Here is an 18547-nt window from a genome sequence, read left to right on the forward strand (position 1 = left end):
AAACATCCTATTTCTGCATGACGAGCCCTGAACGTGAAAGGATGCCGCCCATGAAATACGCCAAAACAGATGATGCCTTGGCCAAGCTCACCCCAGAACAGTTTCGCGTGACTCAAGAAAGCGGCACCGAACGCCCTTTCACCGGGGCGCTTAATGATAATACTGCACCGGGCATCTATGTGGACATCGTCTCTGGGGAGCCCTTGTTTGCATCCTCTGACAAATTTGAATCTGGCTGCGGCTGGCCGAGCTTCACCAAGCCCATCGTGACAGAGCACGTCACAGAACATACCGATTCAACCCTCGGTATGATGCGGACGGAAGTGCGCTCCATGCATGGTGACAGCCACTTGGGTCACGTCTTCCCAGATGGCCCAGCAGATCAAGGTGGGCTGCGGTACTGCATCAACTCTGCAAGCTTGCGCTTCATCCATCGCGACGACATGGAAGCCAACGGCTATGCTGAACTACTTGACCAAGTGGAGGACATCCAATGACCGCTCGTGCTGTACTCGCTGGTGGTTGCTTTTGGGGTATGCAAGACCTGATCCGCAAAATGGCAGGGGTTGAAAGCACCCGCGTTGGATACACCGGCGGGGACGTGGAAAATGCCACCTATAAGAACCACGGAACGCACGCCGAAGGGATTGAAATTATCTTTGATCCCGAAGTTCTTAGCTATCGCAAGCTGCTGGAGTTCTTCTTCCAAATTCACGACCCGAGCACCCCAAACCGTCAAGGCAATGACCGTGGTACGGCCTATCGATCTGCCATCTATTATGCCGACGAAGCCCAAAAAGAGGTCGCCCTTGATACCATCGCAGATGTCGATGCTTCAGGTCTTTGGCCCGCCAAAGTTGTCACCGAAGTGGAGCCTGTAGGTGCGTTTTGGGTCGCAGAGCCAGAGCATCAAGACTACCTAGAGCGCCTCCCCAACGGGTACACTTGTCATTTCGCACGGCCAGATTGGGTGCTGCCCAAACGCGCCCAATCCGAATAAACAAACACCCGCGAAACGCTAGCCTGTTTCGCGGGCTTTGAGGCAAGATTGCTTTTTGCGCTAAAGTCGCAGACCTGTCGCCTTGTCAAAGTAATGCGCCAGGTCTGGCTTCACTGAAAAACTCAGAACACTGCCCTTTGCGGCGGCTGGCGGCTGTTCGGTCTTCGCGATGAATTCCACACCCGTTTCAGTTATCAAATGCACCAAAGCATATTCGCCAAGGTTCTCGATCAACTCCAAAGTGCCTTGAACGGCGGCGTCAGCCTCCGAGCATGGCACCATGTGCTCTGGACGCAAACCGACCTCCTCGGCGTCACTCAGGCCACGCCCTAGGGCTGTAGTGGATGTTTGCGGCAAATCCCCTGCGCCGAAGAAATTCATCTTTGGGCTTCCGATGAACTGCGCCACAAACGCGTTCGCGGGGCGTTCGTACAGTTCTATCGGCGAGCCGACCTGCTCAATCCGACCATCGCGCAACACAACAATCTTGTCGGCCAGTGTCATCGCTTCGACTTGGTCGTGGGTCACATAAATCATCGTGGTCTTTAACCGCTGGTGCAGTCGGGCAATTTCCAAGCGGGTCTGCACGCGCAATGCGGCGTCTAGATTCGACAATGGTTCGTCAAACAAGAACACCTCTGGGTCTCGCACAATCGCACGACCAATCGCCACGCGCTGGCGCTGCCCGCCGGATAGGTTGCGCGGGCTGCGGTCCAGATAATCGGTAATTTGCAAAATTTCTGCGGCAGCCTTAACGCGACGGTCAATCTCGGCGGGGTCGGTTTTGGCCTGCTTCAACCCAAACGCCATGTTCTTGAACACCGTCATATGCGGGTACAATGCGTAGGTTTGAAACACCATGGCGACCCCACGCTTTGAGGCGGCAACATCGTTCACCTCTTGATCCCCGATCGCAACTGTACCGCCAGAAATCTCTTCCAGTCCGGCGATCATCCGCAACAAGGTAGACTTACCGCAGCCAGAGGGGCCGACAAACACTACAAACTCGCCATCTTCGATATCGAGATCGACACCATGCATAACTTGCGTCGCACCATAGCTCTTGCGCACATCGCGCAATGTTAAACCGGCCATACTGCCTCCATTTCCATAATTTCTCGCCGTAAATTGTCGGCAAATTCAGGGTAAGTTTCGGGCAAGTCGTCCCAGAGCTTTCGACTTGTTACGAAAGAGTCATTCCCAAGCATGGCAGACAGTTCATCCCAGCTTGGCTCCACATAGTTGAACGGAATTTTTCCGTGCGCCACATGTTGTGCAAACTGGTGCCAGCTGGCGATGCTGCGAATACTATAATGCGGCATGATCCCCTGCCGTAAGCAGCCTTCCAAAGTGGGGCGCACAAAGATCGGGAACTTCGCCATGCCGTCAGCACAGATGCGCGCAACTGTGTCTCCTATCGCTTCATTCGCAAACCTGCGGCCGATACTTTCAAGGTATTTCTCTTTGGAAAACGGCAAATCCAGCGTCAATGCGGGCAATACCTCTTGGGTCTCGAAGCCGCAAAAGTGATCATGCAGATGTGGCAGACGCATTGCAGCGTCAAAGGTCACCACGCCCTCTAGCGCCGCCAAATACGTCAGGCAGGTGTGACCCCCATTTAGCACCCGAATTTTGGCCTCCTCATAGGGATCAACATCCGCTGTTACGGTCACGCCGGATTGCGTCAAATCCGGCGTTGGTGCTTTGGTCGTTTCTTGCAAAACCCACTGGGTGAAGTCTTCTGCCATCACAGGAGAGGCAACGGCCGTGCCGGTGATCTGGCTAAATTCCTCGCTCAGTTCCGGTTCACTGCGTGGGGTTATCCGATCAACCATCGAACAAGGGAAAGCCACATGTGTGTCCACCCATTCCGCCAGAGCGTTGTCGTTACACGCCACAAGATATGCCATCAAGTTTCGCTTCAGCATTGTTCCGTTTTGCCGGATGTTGTCGCAACACGCGATGGTTAGCCGTGCTCCCGAAGAGGCCATTCGACCTTGCAGTGCTTTGTGCAAATAGCCGTAAACACTGCGCTTTTCTCCGCCCGATAGTTCTGTCGCGATCACATCATCGAGAATATTCAGATCACCGTGCGGATCAATGTAGTAGCCGCTTTCCGTGACTGTGATCGTCACCAAATGCACCGATGTTTGCGCCAATAGTCCTTCGGCATCTTCGCGATCTGTGGTCCAATCTTGAAAGCTGACGTGACTGCGCACACGGCGCAATTCCACGTGACCATCTGACGAAATGGCCTTGAGAAAATAGCCGTCGTGTTTGGCGATATCGTCTTTTGCAATTTGAAACTGCGCAGCTTCCGATGCTCGTAAATTCACTGCGGCAATGCCCCAACGTAAATCACCCGATGTCTGCATAAAGTCGTCAAAGTAGACGGCCTGATGCGCGCGGTGAAACGCCCCAAATCCCAAATGCACAACGCCCACAGCGCAGGCATCACGGTCATAGGTCGTCGCTGCTATTCCAATCTGGCTCATACGGTCGTCTCGGTTTCGGACACCAAACCTTTGCGCGCAGTTTCACGATAAATGGTTGGTGTCATTCCCTTCAATTTCAGGAACTGCCGGTTGAAATTCGCGATGTTGTGAAATCCGGTTTGATGGCAAATCGACATCACCTTGTCGTCGGTTGCATAGAGCAATCCGCAAGCTTTCCCGATGCGGACACTGTTCACAAATTCCACAAAACGGTGACCGGTAACCGACTGAAAGCTGCGGCTGAAAGTGGCCACAGTCATGTTCGCCATTTTTGCGGCCTGAGCGACGGACAAGTCTTCTTTGAAATGTTGGACAATATGGTCAACCACCAACCCGATCCGACCATGTTTGCTGCCACCGGCAGGTTGGAACAGCTTCGCTACAGACAGCTCCCGTTTCTCAGCATGCTCGTTCAAACGCACCAAGAAACGGATGAAGGCTAGAATGCGCTCGGGCCCTTCATGATCTCGGATCGACTCCATATGACCACGGGCAAATGTCGCGTTGAACCCCTCGAACAAAATGCCGGATTTCGCCGACATGAGCATATTGCGCACCTGTGAAAACTCTGGAAAGCCGATCGCCAGTTTCTCGATGCTGTCATGGCTGAATTGTACCAGCATATCGCGCAGCGGAAGCGCCTCTTCGAAGAGCTCGTCAGTCACCCAATTGTGGGGCAAATTCGGTCCGGTCAGATACAGGTATCCCGGTTCGAATTCGCCGATGTAGTCACCGACAAACGCCTTGCCGCGCGTCCCAACAATCAGGTGAAGTTCGTATTCTTCATGAGCGTGCCAGCGACATAGATCCGTTGGCCAGCCATGCTCCAAATACCGAATGGAGCGCAAAGATCTATCCACGACCTCAATTTTTGGAACCATTATCGACATTACTTCACCGCCCCGAATGTCAGCCCTTGCACCAACTGCTTTTGGCAGAACCAACCTAGGATGATGATGGGGGCAACAGCAGCTGTGGACACCGCAGACAACCGGCCGAAAAACAGCCCCTCCGGTGCGCGGTTACCTTCGATCAACTTCGACAGGGTCGCGGCATCCACCGTGGTCAGCCGGACCGTCCAATAGGCTTCGTTCCAGCAAAAGATGAACGTCAAAAGCGCAGTCGATGCTATCCCCCCCCACGCCAGAGGGATAAGGATGTCCTTGATCTCACCCCACAGGCTGACGCCATCCATTTTCCCCGCCTCAATGATTTCCTTGGGGATTTCCTTGAAATAGGTAAACAGCATCCAAATCACAATCGGCAGATTGATCAGACACAGCACCAGAATTACCAGAAAATGCGTGTCAAAAATGCCTAGGAAGTTCTTCGTCAAGAATGTCATCGGGTACAGAACTGCCGCGGCGGGCAACATCTTGGTCGACAGCATCCACATCAAAATATCCTTGGTGTGGCGGCTGGGATCGAAGGCCATCGCATAGGCTGCGGGAACACCGACCGCCAAGGCAAAAAGCGTCGCAAAGGAAGACGTGATGACCGAATTGATCGCAAAGCGCCAGTAGTCATAGTTTTCGGTCATATTTGCGTAATTTTCCAACGTCGGAGTGAAGGAAAACAGAAACTCGGGCTTCACTGCATCCGCGTCGGTTTTGAAGCTGGTGAACACCAACCAGAAAATCGGAAAGAAGAAAATCAGCGCGACCATCCAAGCCAAAGCAGGCCATAGGACGTTCCCAAGTTTCGATGATTGAGTAATGGTTGCCACTGTCTTTCCCCCTAGTCCATCAAGCTTTTGCCGACCATGCGCAGCAAAAAGATCGCGATGATGTTGGCTAGAATTACGGCGAAGATGCCCGTGGCGCTTGCCGCCCCGATGTTGTTCGAAGTGAACTCGCCAATCAGATACGGCAGGTTCTTGTTGCCGTTTCCTCGGCTGACGATTTCAATCTCTGCATAAAGCGACAGATGAAAGATCGACTGGATCATCACCACAATCGCAATCGGGCGCGCCAGATGTGGAACGGTCAAGTTAATGAACTGCGACCATGGGCTTGCCCCGTCCAAAGTGGCGGCTTCTTTTTGGGATTCGTCTTCTGATTGCAATGAGGTCATGAAAATCAGAACCGCAAAGGGGGTCCATTGCCAAGATACCATCATGATAACCGCGTAGGCCGATGTTTGGGTCGCACGGAACGAGATCGGTTCAAGTTCCGGCCACATCGAGAAGAAACCACCCAAAACGGGGAAATCCCTTAGCCCTTCAACGATTGAGTTGATCCCGCTGACGGCAAGCCCGTTCAGCCCCAACACCGGATCCAAGATCATGTTGATCCACAACACGGCATTCACCGCCGGCATAACAAAAAATGGAGAGATCAACAAAACCCGCACGATACCGCGTCCGGGGAAGGATCTGTTCACTAAAACGGCAATCCCAAGCCCCAGAATCACAGTCAGAACAAGGACGCTACTTACGATAAATACAGAGTTTTGGATCGCGAACCAAAAGTCCTTTGCGTTCAGGACATACTGGTAGTTCCCGAATCCGCGCCAATTGCTCAATGACGGTGTCGTCCACTCTGGGCGGATCGTACTGTTCAACACATACCGAATGAATGAGAAGTACAGCGTCATGCTGAGGGGAACCAACATCCAGATCAACAACAGCAATACAGACGGTGTTTGTAGGATGCGGGGGAGCGTTCTATTGGACATAGCTCGGGTCACCTTGCGATGCTGGAGTTTGACAAAAACGGGTTTCGGCGCGCGGCGGTGATCCAAGCGGCTTGCGTCCACCATGTGCCGCTCGGGCCAGATGAAAGCGTCAAAGATCACGGGGACAAGTGAGGCCCGACAATAGTCAATCGGGCCTCACTTTGTGTTTGCTCAGCGGCCTAGAAGTAGCCAGCCTCGGACATAATGGCGTTCGCGGCTTCCTGCGCGGCGGCCAATGCCTCATCCACAGATTTCGCGCCAGACAGGGCTGCTGCGATTTCTTGTGCTACTGCAGTGCCCACTTCTGGGAACTCAGGGATCGCTGCGAACTGAACACCAACATAGGGTTTGATGTCTGTTGCTGCTGGGGCCGCAGATTCAATCGCCGCCATTTCAGCTGCTGCGAACGGTGCAGCGGCTTGGAATTCAGGGATCGCATATGTGGAGGCGCGTGTCCCTGTTGGAACCTTGCCCCAACCGAAGTCTGGGTGGTTGCCGACAGCCTTGATGTACTCTTTGGATGTAGCCCACTCGATGAACGCTTGGGATTCTGCCGCATTCGGAGAGCCAGCCGGAACAGCCATTGCCCATGCCCACAGCCAGTTCGCACCAACTGGGTTCCCAGCATTTGGCGACTGTGCGTAAGCAACACCAGGCTGCGTCAAGAAGGACGCCGCGATTGTGGCATCAATCCACATGCCGCATTTGCCTTCGTTGTACAAAGCAAGGATCTCGTTGAACGAGTTCCCCTCAGAGCCAGGTGGGCCGTAGTCCCCCAGCAGGTCAACGTAGAAGTTAATCGCAGCTTTCCATTCGTCTGATTCCAGTTGCGGTTTGAAGTCAGCATCAAACCAAGCGCCGCCAAAGGAGTTCACCACCGTAGTGACAAACGCCATGTTGTCGCCCCAACCTGGCTTACCGCGCAAACAAGCCCCGTAGACGCCCGCATCTGGGTTGTGGATCGCAGCCGCGGCAGCTTTCACATTGTCCCAGCTGTCGTTGTCAGCGATTGCGACACCAGCAGCGTCGGTCAGATCCTTGCGATACATAACCATGGACGATTCACCGTAGAATGGTGCCGCGTACAATGTGCCGTCATGGGACAGGCCATTGCGCATTGCGGGCAGCATGTCGTCAACGTCATAGTCAGCGCCAAAGTTCAGCGGCTCGATCCAACCGGCAGCACCCCAGATCGGGGCTTCTTGCATGCCGATGTTGATGATGTCGTATTGGCCGCCACCGGTTGCAGTGTCGGAGGTGACTTGCTCGCGCAGAACGCCTTCTTCCAAGGACACCCAATTTAGCTTCACGCCGGTTTCTTCGGTATAGGCCTCAGCGACCTTTTGCATGTTGATCATGTGACCGTTGTTAACGATCGCAATTGTCAGCTCTTTCGCGTGGCCGTCCGCCACCGCAACAGTTGCACTGGCTACGCCAAGCGCCAGACCAAGTGCAGAGTTAAGTAGAGACTTCATGTTTATCCTCCCAGAAATCACAAATCGAATTCTTCTCGAATCCCATGGCGACCATGATGTGTATTCGGAGCGTCGGATGCCTACTATTAATTCGACAAACGACAGTACTAAACAGACAAATTCGGTACATTTACGCCAAGCAATAAGAACTTTAGCAATGAGTCCGCACGGAAAAGGGATCGATTCTTCGGCCCTTACTGCACCCTACATATCATAAAAACTTGGTTAATTTGCGTCTTTCTTTGAACTCAAATGAGCGGTTCAATTGAAAACGCAGAAAACCCGCCCCATAATAAGGTGGTACTTTTTAAGCAAATGAGCAGCTTTAACTGACAATCATTCATCCCAGTTTTGCATGGTCCCAAAGGGAAATTTTGCGACCGCTATCGCATTCAAAATGGTTAACCGCTTAGGAAAACCATCCTCAAAAGCGCCCGAAAAATCGGTCGCAGGAAAGTACCGTTGCTTCCTGACAAGAATGTACTCCTTGCCAGAATGAATGCGCTATTTTGCCGGTGATGCGTCTGCCGTGGAATCGTCTAGTTCAACGACGACAACCTCGTGATCAGCAACAATCTGCGCGTCTTCTGCGGTTGGCTTATCTGCAGTGCCCTCGATGCCCCCCACAATGAGCGGCAGCATAGCCGTATTCGCCGGCAATGGCTCCGAGGATTGGAGCGCGTCCGTCCAGCTGAGGGTATCCAAGCTGCCACAGCTTCCGCAGGTCGGAGCCCAAGTCGTGTGTATGTTTTGGCAGTTCTGGCACACCCACTGCGGGCCGCGTGGCGCGGATAATGCGCGTGTCAGCCACCCGCGCACAACAGCATCGTCGGAACCTTCGCCCCGCTCTACGGCCGCCATAATGGTCAACACCCGCGCTGTCGGGTTTTCCTCGGCCAGATCCCCAATGGCGCGGCGGGCTTCTGGGAATTGTTCTGCGGCGATGTTTAGCTCGGCCAACAGCATTTTGGTTTCCGCATGATCTGGCAATGACTTGGTCAAAGCCGCAAACCGTTTGATCCGCGCCTGCGGGGTTTCGTCTGGCGCGATCAACGCAAAGGTCGCGGCAAGGTCGGGGTGCGGGCGCGCGCTCCACGCCTTCTTGATCACACGAGCCGCGTATTTCGGCTTGCCCTGTTCAATATATCCCCGCGCGGCCAGAACGGCGGCAGGGATCAGGTCTGGTGACAGGCGGTTGGCTTCGATCGCAGTTTCGCGCGCTTCAATACTGGTGCCTTCTTCCAGCACGTCTTTGGCCTCTGACAGGGCCAAGACCGCATCACGGCGACGATGCACATCGCGTGGCAGATTGCCGTGCTTCAACTTCGCGTTCAACGTTTTACGCGCACCGGCCCAGTCTTCCGTCTTGGCTTGAAGCTTCAATAGAACGTCTTGCGTTTCTTCGTGCTTGGGCTTCAGGGAAAATGCCTTTTCGGCAAGTTTCAGCGCTGTTTCCGTGTCACCTTCGGCCAGCTTTTGCTTCATAATACCGCGCACACCAACAAAACGAGTGCGCTCGTCCGTTAGCAAACGTTTGTAGACCGCTTGGGCCTTTTTCGTGTCTCCAGCACTTTCTGCAGCTTGGGCCGCCAACAGATTGGTCAATTCGGGTCGGGCCAAGTACTTCTCGGCTTTCGCGGCCTTCGCCATGGCTGCGCGACCTTCGCCGGAGGCCAGCGCCATCAACCCATCCGCCAGTGCCTCATATCCTTTGCGTTCACGGTTGCGCGTGAAGTAGCGGCTGATCGCGGTTTCGTCGCCGTTCAGGAAGTGGAACGTGGCGAATAGAAGACCCAGCACCTTCAGCGCCACCCAAAACGCGGCCAGCAGCAACACGAGACCAATGATCGTCATCAACGGGGTAAAGGTAAATTCGGTGTTGGCCACAGACACCCGAACACCACCACTGGTTTCCAGCAACATGCCCAAGCCAAGAGTTATCGCCACGATGACGCCAACAAACACGAGAATTTTCACAAGAGACCAAAGCATATTTTTATCCTAATTCGCGTTCAATGCGTCGTTAAGGCTGTCAAAAGCAGCAAGCGCGTCACGGCGTGTCACAGCCGCTTTTGCCCATTCTTCCATCGCGGCCTTGCCAACCTCGGGCAATGCGTCGACCGTAAGCAGGGCCGCGTCCAAGTCGCCCGCTTTTGTTGCGGCTTCAGCCCTCGACAAAACCGCGTCCGGATCATCCCCTTCCCGCGGCGTAAGTGAGCGTGCTCCGAGTTGGTCCTTCAAGAAGAACGTCAACCGGTCCGTCGCGCTGTCTCCTGCGGAGGCCTTCAACGATGCGGACAATGCGGCTCTTGCGCTTTCAGCAAACTGTGCCTCAATGGCTGCCGCAGTGGGCACACCAGATTGCGCTACGCTGACAAGCGCTTCTGGCACCTCAACTGCGTCTGCAATCTCCGATACAACGGACCCAAAGGGAGCGCCCGTTTCCAAAGCAGAGCGCAACGCATTCAAGGCCCCGCGTGCCTTTGCTTTGGCTTCCGCTTGCGCGGCGTTTTCTTGATGGGCCTGTGCCGTTTCAATTTGGCCCTGAGTTAAGGCGCGCATCTTTTCCAGATTGGCTTCCAAAAGCGCCATCTCAGAGCGTTGGGCATCCAACTTGGCTTGTACATCCTGAGGCAAAGGTGCTGCGGCCTGCGTCGGAAGCTCGTCAATTCGTGCACTCAAAGCCCCACGCGCCTGCGCGTTTTGCGCATCGGCTGCGTCAAGCGCCGCCTTCAACTCGGCGATCGCGTTAGATTGCTCCGAGAGCTGCGCTTCGATGTTTCGTTCCCCGCCAAATACAGGCCAATCGGCGGCTTTAAAGTAGATGGCACCGCCAAATCCGATCAGTGCGGCCAAGGCCCCACCAAACAATGGTGCCCAAAACCCTCCGCGACGCTCCACAACAGGGGCGACGGGGACTTGTTCGACGCGAGAAGTTTCTTCAAGCTTGAGGGGCTCTTCCGGTTGCGCATTCTCGGCTTCGTCGACGTCGGTCTCTGAGACCTCGTCAATCTCTTCCTCAGCCTCTTTCGTGGCCTCGATCACGTCTTCCTCCGCCACCTCTGTGGCGTCTAAGGCGTCGAGCTTTACACCTTCGACCTTAGTGTCAGCCATTGCGGCGTCTAGCTCATCAAATTCGGCGCCTTTTACGACGTCAGAAATAGCACCTGCTTTAGACGAACTCGCCTTAGCTGCGGTTGCGTCTGTCTTCGACGGGGAGTTTTTCTTGCGGGCCAAGCGCATATTCCTTTTCGCTTCATTCGCGGGGCGACTCTGACAACAGTGCAGCCACGCCCGACCTTAAACCAACAGTCCGCCGACGCTCAAGCAGAACACCTACGCACAGGCGGTTTCTATTGCGTTTATCATCGCCGCACCATCAGGCGAACTTGCGACGAATGCCACCTCCAACCCCGCATCACTGCAGGCCTTCGCGACCGATTTACTTATGGCGACTACCACCAATGGCGCATGCCCAATCCGTGAGAACTCTTGGACAAACAGCGCGGCACTTCGCGGGGAAAATAACGGCACGACCACCTTGTTCATTCCGCTTAGAACCTTGCGGGCCTCTAGGGACAGGGCCAAGGGGCGCTGCTCATAGGTAATCAATGGCGATGCGATATCTCCTAGATCCCCCGCCACATGTAACCCACGTGCGTGGATCAGTCGCGCCCCTTTGGCCCGCGCCGCCAGCATCGCTTTCAGATCGCTCAGATCGCCTCCGGCACTGACGGCTTGAAACCCCGCGGCCTGCGCAGCCTGCGCTGTTCTGTCGCCCACGCAATAAGCCACGCCGCGCCAATCTGCATTTCGCACAAAGCCCTCGACCCCATTTTGCGAAGTGAACACGACCGCATCCGGAGCTTCGCCCAAAACGGGAACGCTGCGCCATATCACTTCCATCAACGGGGAAATCACCACCTGCGCGCTAATTTGGGCCGCCAAGCGCTCAGAGGCCGCGCGAGGGCGGGTCAGAAGCACCGTGGGTGGGATTGTCTGGACCATGGCAATGGTGTTACCCGTTGCAAAAGCTCCGCACAACAGGTCCGACCCTTGGCGAATACTCTCACGATCCTCGGCATAGAAAGCAGCTGCGACGACACCGCCGCCGCTGTGATCCGTCAAACAGGCGGGCAAGCGCCCGAAATCATGTCCAACGAGGTTTTCGGCCAAACAGAGCTGCATGCAAATTTTGGAGGCGTCGTCCCCGAAATTGCCGCCCGAGCCCATGCCGAGAAGTTGGATGTCATGGTTGAGGCAGCGCTCGCAACCTCAGGTCTGACCTTGCCAGACATTGACGCGATTGCCGTTACCGCTGGCCCAGGTCTCATTGGTGGCGTGATGTCTGGGGTGATGTGCGCCAAAGGTCTGGCCGCGGGATCGGGAACACCGCTGATCGGAGTAAACCACCTCGCGGGTCATGCGCTCACTCCGCGTCTGACGGATCAATTGGAATTTCCCTATCTGATGCTCTTGGTGTCAGGCGGGCATTGCCAGTTTTTGATCGTGCATTCTGCGACCAAGTTTCAGCGCCTTGGCGGCACAATAGATGATGCCCCCGGAGAGGCCTTTGACAAAGTTGCTAAGCTTATCGGGCTGCCACAGCCCGGTGGGCCATCTATCGAGAAGGCGGCAAAATCCGGCGACCCTAAATCCCACAAGCTGCCGCGCCCCCTGCTGGATCGCGCCGGTTGTGACATGTCCTTCTCGGGTTTGAAAACCGCCACCCTTCGGGCGCGCGACGCTTTGGTCGCAAAGCAGGGCGGGTTGCATCCGCAAGATCAGGCGAATTTATCTGCCAGCTTCCAAGCAGCGGTCACCGACGTGCTGACCGAGAAAACCCGCCGCGCGTTGGTGCAATACTTGGACCTCGCCCCCAACAGCCCCGCCATCGCGGTTGCAGGGGGCGTTGCTGCCAATCAAGCCATTCGCACGCATCTATCAGACCTCGCCCAGCTTCAAGGCGTTCAGTTCACTGCACCACCTTTGAAACTCTGCACTGACAATGCCGCCATGATCGCTTGGGTTGGTCTGGAGAGATTTCGCCTAGGTTTGATTGACGATCTCACCCTCACCGCGCGCCCCCGTTGGCCGTTGGATACATCCGCCCCTGCAATGCTAGGGTCCGGCAAAAAAGGAGCCAAAGCATGAGCAAAATTGTCGTCGCAGGTGCAGGCGCGTTCGGGTCCGCTTTGGCCGTTGCTTTGGATATGGCAGGGCGTGATGTCACGCTTGTGGGCAGGTCGGTGGAGGTCTTCCAAACCAGCCGCGACAACCCGCGCCTGAAGGGGGTGCCAATTCCGCGGAGCATTGCCCTGACCACCAAGCTGGAGGTGTCCCAAGACGACTTGCTGCTGCTCGCCGTTCCGATGCAATCGCTGTCAGGGTATCTCACCGACAACACACCAGCCCCTCGGGCGGCAATCGCGTGCTGCAAAGGGGTGGATCTCGCCACCGGTCGCGGGCCAACCGCAATCATTGACGATCTGGTCGATGCCCCTTCCGCGATCCTTACCGGCCCGAGCTTCGCGGCCGACATCGCGCGCGGGTTGCCCACTGCCCTTGTCGTCGCGACGCAAAGTGACATTGGTGAGGACCTTCAAGAAACCCTCTCCACCGATACGCTGCGCCTGTATCTCTCCAACGATCCGATTGGTGCCGAATTGGGTGGGGCGCTAAAGAACGTCATCGCGATCGCTTGTGGCATTTGTATCGGCGCGGGTCTTGGCGAAAGTGCGCGTGCGGCTTTGATGACCCGCGGCATGGCCGAAATGTTGCGGATGGCGGTGGCGATGGGCGCGAAACCCGAAACCCTTGCGGGGCTCGCGGGGTTTGGCGACCTCTCGTTGACCTGCACCTCGGAGCAATCCCGCAACTTCTCCTTCGGGCTGTCCTTGGGCGGCAAAGGCCCCGCACCGAGCGCCACCACCGAGGGCCGCCACACCGCGCGCGCCATCGTAAAGCTGGCCGAGGCCAAAGGCGTCGACATGCCCATCGCCAAAATGGTTGCTGGGGTGGTAGAAGAGAAACTAACATTGGAACAAGCGCTGTCGTTGCTGCTGTCACGACCGCTGACAAAGGAATGGCCCTATGCTTATCGCCCTGATCTGCACCGATAAACCCGATCACCTAGACACACGCAAAGCCAACCGCGATGCCCATGTCGCCTACCTAAAGGCGTCGGAATCCGTGCTGCAGGCAGGCCCGTTTCTAGATGCGAACGGTGATATGTACGGCTCATTGATCGTTTTGGATCTGCCCGACATGGATGCCGCTCATGCTTGGGCGGCTGCCGACCCTTATGCAAAAGCTGGCCTATTTTCCGAAGTTCGGCTGGAGCAGTGGAACAGGGTCATCGGCTGATGCGGTATTGGCTGTTCAAATCCGAGACGTCCACGTGGTCATGGGACCAGCAGGTCGCCAAGGGTGACGCGGGTGAGGAATGGGACGGCGTGCGCAATTACCAAGCCCGCAATTTCATGCGGGAGATGAAGCTAGGGGATCGCGGGTTCTTCTATCATTCTCAAAAAGATCGCGAGATCGTCGGCATCGTCGAGGTCTGCGCCGAGGCGCATCCCGATAGCACCACAGACGACGACCGCTGGGACTGCGTGGATATCAAGGCGGTTGAGCCACTCAAAAAGGGCGTCACCCTAGATCAGATCAAGGCCGATGGGCGTCTGGATGATATGGTACTTGTGAAAAACTCGCGCTTGTCAGTTCAGCCCGTAACAGACGCGGAATGGGAAATTCTCTGTGCAATGGGCGGCTTGTGACACAAGCTGATAACATGACGCGCTGATCGACCCATGCGCCGCATTATGCGTGCCCTGTTCCGCATCACGACCTTCATCTGTTGCAATTGAAAAGAGGGCCCCGGCAAGCCAGAACCCTCTTCTACCCCACGTGCTTGGTGCCTCACACCACGTGACTCTGAAACTGGATCCGGCCTTACTGGCATCGGTACACTATGAATAGCGCGTGGGTTAAAGCTAAGCAAACAAACAGTGCTGCCAATTCGACCCCCATTTCTAACAAATTGAACCGACCCCTTTCAGAACGGAAAACACCCGCCGGATCGCCGGCGGGCGCTTGTCATTCAAAAACGGGCGTAGAGATTAGCCGTAGACGGAGTCTTTGTTGAAGTGCTTGGTCAGCATGTAATAAACCACCGCGCGGTATTTGTTGCGCTCGGATTTGCCGTAAGTTTCGATCACCGAATTGATAGCTTCCATCAACTGCGGGCTGTCGGAAAGGCCCAGTTTTTTGATCAGGAAGTTGTTCTTTACTGTTTCCAGTTCTTCAGCTTGGCTGCCTGCAACAGTGGACGCATCAGCGTTGTAGATCGCAGGACCGCAACCGATCGTGACCTTTGTCAAAAGATCCATGTCAGGCGTCATGCCACATTTGTTTTTCAGATCATCTGCGTAGACAGCAATCAGCTCGTCACGTTTTCCCATAGAAATATCTCCCACCAATGTTTGGGCATCACTTGCCCCAGTTCCAGCCAGTCAACAGGCCTTATCGCGGACATTAGGGGCTAAAGGAGCCAATCCAAAGGAAAAAAATCCGAAGTTTTCCCCGCAAGCGGCATTCGACCTATCGACAGGTCCCCCATCCTTGGTTTTGGAAGTGGAAGTGATCAGCGTGCAGCGCGTTATACTCCGGCCCCAACACGGTCGAGAACCACTGGCAGCCGGCGTCCCGCACATCTCGCAAGAACCCCTGTTGTGCCACGCTGCCGTTCCAATCAGACAGCAGATCAACAGACGTGCCATCCGCCAAAACCACCCCACGGATATCGATGGACGCCGCAGTGGCGTGGGTGCTCATTCGGTTGGTGGCCCCCCGTATGGCGCGGCAGTTATAGCTGCCAATGTGGCGCAGTTCTCGGATGGCTTGCCCAAAATGGGTCTGACCAGCGGGCTGCACCCCGTGCTGATCCCACATCGCCAAGCGAAGCGCAGTTTCACAGGCCGTTTCAAGCGGCCGCAATTTTGATGACCCGACGCCGGATAGGGAAACGCGGTTCGCGATGCCGCAGCGCTCTCCGTCCACTAGGGGATCCATCGCGCTAAACTGACCCGTCTGAGACAACACTCGCAAACAGGCCTCTGGCTCATTCAAGACACGACGCAGTTTGAAATGCGTCAGCGGCGTAACGGGATCCGTCACCACCAGCTCTTTCATCGGGTTCCATTCCCGTGGCAAGGGGCTGCGTGGATCGGTAAATGCCCAGTAAACGCCAAACGCCACCACGCAGAAAACCGTGATGGCGCTTAGAATACTCAACAATATGCGCAAAGCGGCGATAGCGACGCCCCTTTAGTAGCGGTAGTGTTCTGGCTTGAACGGGCCGTCTGGCGATACGCCGATGTAATCTGCCTGCTCTTTGTCCAGTTTCGACAGTTTCACACCGATACGATCAAGGTGCAGACGCGCCACTTTTTCATCCAGATGCTTGGGCAAAATATAGACGTCGTTCTTATACGCCTCATTGTTGTTCCACAGCTCCATCTGCGCCAACACTTGGTTGGTGAAGGACGCGGACATCACGAAGGACGGGTGACCGGTGGCGTTGCCAAGGTTCAGCAAACGACCTTCGGACAGCAGGATCAGACGGTTGCCGGACGGCATCTCGATCATGTCGACCTGTTCTTTGATGTTGGTCCATTTGTGGTTCTTCAACGAGGCCACTTGGATTTCATTGTCGAAGTGGCCGATGTTGCCAACAATCGCCATGTCCTTCATCTCGCGCATATGCTCGATCCGGATCACGTCTTTATTGCCGGTGGTGGTGATGAAGATGTCCGCATCGCTGACAACATCTTCCAAGATCACAACCTCAAAGCCGTCCATCGCAGCTTGCAATGCGCAAATCGGGTCAACCTCAGTCACCTTCACACGTGCACCCGCACCGCGCAGGGACGCGGCCGAGCCTTTGCCCACGTCGCCGTAGCCCATCACAACCGCAACTTTACCGGCCATCATGGTGTCGGTCGCGCGGCGGATGCCGTCAACCAACGACTCCTTGCAGCCGTATTTGTTGTCGAACTTCGACTTGGTTACGGAATCGTTTACGTTAATCGCAGGGAACGGCAACTGGCCATCGCGGACCAATTCGTACAGGCGATGAACGCCAGTGGTTGTTTCCTCGGAAACCCCTTTGATCTGGTCGCGCATCTTGGTGAACCAACCGGGGCTTGCGGCCATACGCTTCTTGATCTGCGCTTGGATCGCTTCTTCTTCTTCCGAGCCAGGCACACCAAAGGCTTCGCCACCTTCAATGCGCGCACCCAACAAAATGTACAGCGTCGCGTCGCCGCCATCGTCAAGGATCAGGTTCGGGCCATCTTCAAACATGAAGGACTTGTCGAGATAATCCCAATGCTCTTCCAGCGACTGACCTTTGATAGCGAAAACCGGCGTTCCACCCGCCGCAATCGCCGCAGCGGCGTGGTCTTGCGTAGAGAAAATGTTGCACGACGCCCAGCGAACATCCGCGCCCAAAGCCACAAGCGTTTCAATCAAAACGGCGGTTTGGATGGTCATATGCAACGATCCCACGATGCGCGAACCGGCTAGCGGCTTGGCGTCGCCGAACTCGGTGCGCAGCGCCATCAGGCCCGGCATTTCGGTTTCTGCGATATCCAATTCCTTACGGCCAAACTCCGCGAGGTTTATGTCTTTTACTACATAGTCGTTGGCCATGTGACCTGCTCCTGAAATCAGTTATGAGGGGCAAATAGCACTCTCCCCCCCTCTCGACAATGTCTGATCCTCATGGAACAAAACGACACGTAAGAAAGGGCTACCTGATGAAACAACCCCGTGCTTGGCAAAGAATGCTTTCCGGCCGTCGTCTGGATTTACTGGACCCTACTCCGATGGACATCGAAATCGAAGATATCGCGCATGGATTGTCCTTTGTGGCCCGCTGGAACGGGCAAACCATGGGTGAATACGCCTATTCCGTGACCGAGCATTCGGTGCTGGTGGAGCGCCTGTACACAGCATCCAACCCCAATGCTCCGGTGAAGTGGCAACTGGCCGCCTTGCTGCATGACGCGCCCGAATATGTAATCGGGGACATGATTTCACCGGTGAAGGCCGCTGTAGGTCCTGGATATGCCGATCTGGATGACCGGCTCACCGCCGCGATCCATATTCGTTTCGGTCTGCCAGCCACCATTCCCGCCGCCGTAAAGAAACAGATCAAAAAGGCCGACAAGCTGTCTGCATGGTTAGAGGCCACGCAAATCGCGGGGTTCTCGATCGAGGAAAGCAACAAGTTGTTCGGCACGCCCAGCGACAACATCCCACTGCCCGCAACTCTGAACCCGCGCCCCCCGATGGAGGTGAAAGCCGAGTTTTTGCGCCGCTTTGAAGAACTATCGGCCGCATTATGATCGTCAGAAAGGCCATCCCCGAAGACCGCGACGCGATCACAGCGATCTTGAACGACGTTATCAAGATTGGCGGCACCACAGCCTATGAAACCCCCAAGGAGCCGACTTTCTTTGATCGCTTCATCCAGCCCGAAGACGACCGGACCTTTATACATGTGGCCGTGTCAGATGGTGAAGTCGTCGGATTTCAATGGATGAACCCCGATGATACCGGCATGGGGTTGATTGCGACTTTTGCGCAGGCGGGCACGACGAAGCGCGGCATCGGCTCGGCGCTTTTCAAGTACACGCTGAAATGCTGCCGCGACGCCGGTTACACCGTTTTGGATGCAACCATCCGCGCCGACAACACCGGCGGATTGGCCTATTATTCCAAGATGGGATTCGAAGATCACTCCGTTACCAAGGGGCAACCGTTGAAGGACGGCACTCCAGTCGACCGTGTCCACAAACGTATGATGCTTGAATAGCCCGACGCTGCCGAAGCAT

At 55.6% G+C, this 18547-nt stretch carries 20 protein-coding genes; 8 read left to right on the forward strand and 12 right to left on the reverse strand.

Annotated features, from left to right (window positions below; genetic code table 11):
- The first annotated feature begins 50 nt into the window (after positions 1-50).
- Positions 51-497, forward strand: coding sequence for a peptide-methionine (R)-S-oxide reductase MsrB (gene msrB, locus Q0746_RS08010; protein ID WP_298259011.1), 447 nt, complete (start codon positions 51-53; stop codon positions 495-497).
- Positions 494-1000 carry a peptide-methionine (S)-S-oxide reductase MsrA gene (gene msrA / locus Q0746_RS08015; protein WP_298259013.1) on the forward strand — a complete coding sequence of 169 codons (507 nt, stop codon included), beginning with the start codon at positions 494-496 and terminating at the stop codon, positions 998-1000. The genes msrB and msrA overlap by 4 nt, the downstream gene beginning before the upstream one ends.
- A gap of 60 nt (positions 1001-1060) precedes the next feature.
- Here the strand turns inward: msrA and ugpC are convergent, their stop codons facing one another.
- The 9 genes from ugpC to Q0746_RS08060 all read right to left on the reverse strand — a co-directional run bounded on the left by ugpC (position 1061) and on the right by Q0746_RS08060 (position 11654).
- A complete protein-coding gene (ugpC, locus tag Q0746_RS08020) occupies positions 1061-2095 on the reverse strand; it encodes a sn-glycerol-3-phosphate ABC transporter ATP-binding protein UgpC (RefSeq protein WP_298259015.1) in 1035 nt (344 codons plus the stop codon).
- Positions 2083-3495, reverse strand: coding sequence for a mannitol dehydrogenase family protein (locus Q0746_RS08025; RefSeq protein ID WP_298259017.1), 1413 nt, complete (start codon positions 3493-3495; stop codon positions 2083-2085). Before Q0746_RS08025 ends, ugpC begins: the two co-directional genes overlap by 13 nt.
- On the reverse strand, positions 3492-4385 hold the full coding sequence (locus tag Q0746_RS08030; protein WP_298259019.1) for an AraC family transcriptional regulator: 894 nt from the start codon (positions 4383-4385) through the stop codon (positions 3492-3494). Before Q0746_RS08030 ends, Q0746_RS08025 begins: the two co-directional genes overlap by 4 nt.
- A complete protein-coding gene (locus tag Q0746_RS08035) occupies positions 4385-5161 on the reverse strand; it encodes a carbohydrate ABC transporter permease (RefSeq protein WP_363322755.1) in 777 nt (258 codons plus the stop codon). The genes Q0746_RS08030 and Q0746_RS08035 overlap by 1 nt, the downstream gene beginning before the upstream one ends.
- A 71-nt stretch (positions 5162-5232) precedes the next feature.
- Complete coding sequence (locus Q0746_RS08040; RefSeq protein ID WP_298259023.1) at positions 5233-6171, reverse strand: sugar ABC transporter permease; 939 nt, start codon at positions 6169-6171, stop codon at positions 5233-5235.
- A gap of 179 nt (positions 6172-6350) precedes the next feature.
- A complete protein-coding gene (locus Q0746_RS08045) occupies positions 6351-7646 on the reverse strand; it encodes a sugar ABC transporter substrate-binding protein (RefSeq protein ID WP_298259025.1) in 1296 nt (431 codons plus the stop codon).
- A 504-nt stretch (positions 7647-8150) separates the two neighbouring features.
- Positions 8151-9638: a heme biosynthesis HemY N-terminal domain-containing protein gene (locus Q0746_RS08050; protein WP_298259027.1), complete on the reverse strand. Its 1488-nt coding sequence runs from the start codon at positions 9636-9638 to the stop codon at positions 8151-8153.
- A gap of 9 nt (positions 9639-9647) precedes the next feature.
- A complete protein-coding gene (locus tag Q0746_RS08055; RefSeq protein ID WP_298259029.1) occupies positions 9648-10883 on the reverse strand; it encodes a hypothetical protein in 1236 nt (411 codons plus the stop codon).
- Positions 10884-10982: 99 nt separating this feature from the next.
- Positions 10983-11654: a uroporphyrinogen-III synthase gene (locus tag Q0746_RS08060; RefSeq protein ID WP_298259031.1), complete on the reverse strand. Its 672-nt coding sequence runs from the start codon at positions 11652-11654 to the stop codon at positions 10983-10985.
- Positions 11655-11702: 48 nt separating this feature from the next.
- Between Q0746_RS08060 and tsaD the strand changes: the two genes are divergently transcribed.
- Genes tsaD through Q0746_RS08080 form a run of 4 tightly spaced genes read left to right on the forward strand, consistent with a single transcriptional unit; the run spans position 11703 to position 14425 of the window.
- Complete coding sequence (gene tsaD, locus Q0746_RS08065) at positions 11703-12800, forward strand: tRNA (adenosine(37)-N6)-threonylcarbamoyltransferase complex transferase subunit TsaD (protein ID WP_298259033.1); 1098 nt, start codon at positions 11703-11705, stop codon at positions 12798-12800.
- Complete coding sequence (locus Q0746_RS08070; RefSeq protein WP_298259036.1) at positions 12797-13768, forward strand: NAD(P)H-dependent glycerol-3-phosphate dehydrogenase; 972 nt, start codon at positions 12797-12799, stop codon at positions 13766-13768. Before tsaD ends, Q0746_RS08070 begins: the two co-directional genes overlap by 4 nt.
- Positions 13740-14012: a YciI family protein gene (locus Q0746_RS08075; RefSeq protein ID WP_298259038.1), complete on the forward strand. Its 273-nt coding sequence runs from the start codon at positions 13740-13742 to the stop codon at positions 14010-14012. Before Q0746_RS08070 ends, Q0746_RS08075 begins: the two co-directional genes overlap by 29 nt.
- On the forward strand, positions 14012-14425 hold the full coding sequence (locus tag Q0746_RS08080; RefSeq protein WP_298259040.1) for an EVE domain-containing protein: 414 nt from the start codon (positions 14012-14014) through the stop codon (positions 14423-14425). Before Q0746_RS08075 ends, Q0746_RS08080 begins: the two co-directional genes overlap by 1 nt.
- A 342-nt stretch (positions 14426-14767) precedes the next feature.
- Here Q0746_RS08080 and Q0746_RS08085 read toward each other — a convergent pair whose 3' ends face one another.
- The 3 genes from Q0746_RS08085 to ahcY form a co-directional block, all read right to left on the reverse strand.
- Positions 14768-15109, reverse strand: a complete 342-nt coding sequence (locus tag Q0746_RS08085) for a DUF2853 family protein (RefSeq protein WP_298259042.1) — start codon at positions 15107-15109, stop codon at positions 14768-14770.
- Between the two features lie 139 nt (positions 15110-15248).
- A complete protein-coding gene (locus tag Q0746_RS08090; protein WP_298259044.1) occupies positions 15249-15941 on the reverse strand; it encodes an extensin family protein in 693 nt (230 codons plus the stop codon).
- Positions 15942-15974: 33 nt separating this feature from the next.
- Entirely contained in the window at positions 15975-17360 is a 1386-nt protein-coding gene (gene ahcY / locus Q0746_RS08095; protein WP_298259046.1) for an adenosylhomocysteinase, read from the reverse strand.
- Between the two features lie 107 nt (positions 17361-17467).
- On the opposite strand from ahcY, the gene Q0746_RS08100 reads away from it, so the two are divergent.
- Together Q0746_RS08100 and Q0746_RS08105 are read left to right on the forward strand one after the other, a co-directional pair.
- Positions 17468-18058: an HD family hydrolase gene (locus tag Q0746_RS08100; protein ID WP_298259048.1), complete on the forward strand. Its 591-nt coding sequence runs from the start codon at positions 17468-17470 to the stop codon at positions 18056-18058.
- On the forward strand, positions 18055-18528 hold the full coding sequence (locus tag Q0746_RS08105) for a GNAT family N-acetyltransferase (RefSeq protein ID WP_298259050.1): 474 nt from the start codon (positions 18055-18057) through the stop codon (positions 18526-18528). The genes Q0746_RS08100 and Q0746_RS08105 overlap by 4 nt, the downstream gene beginning before the upstream one ends.
- Positions 18529-18547 lie beyond the last annotated feature (19 nt).

The organism is uncultured Litoreibacter sp., from assembly GCF_947487515.1.
Classification (GTDB): Bacteria; Pseudomonadota; Alphaproteobacteria; order Rhodobacterales; family Rhodobacteraceae; genus Litoreibacter.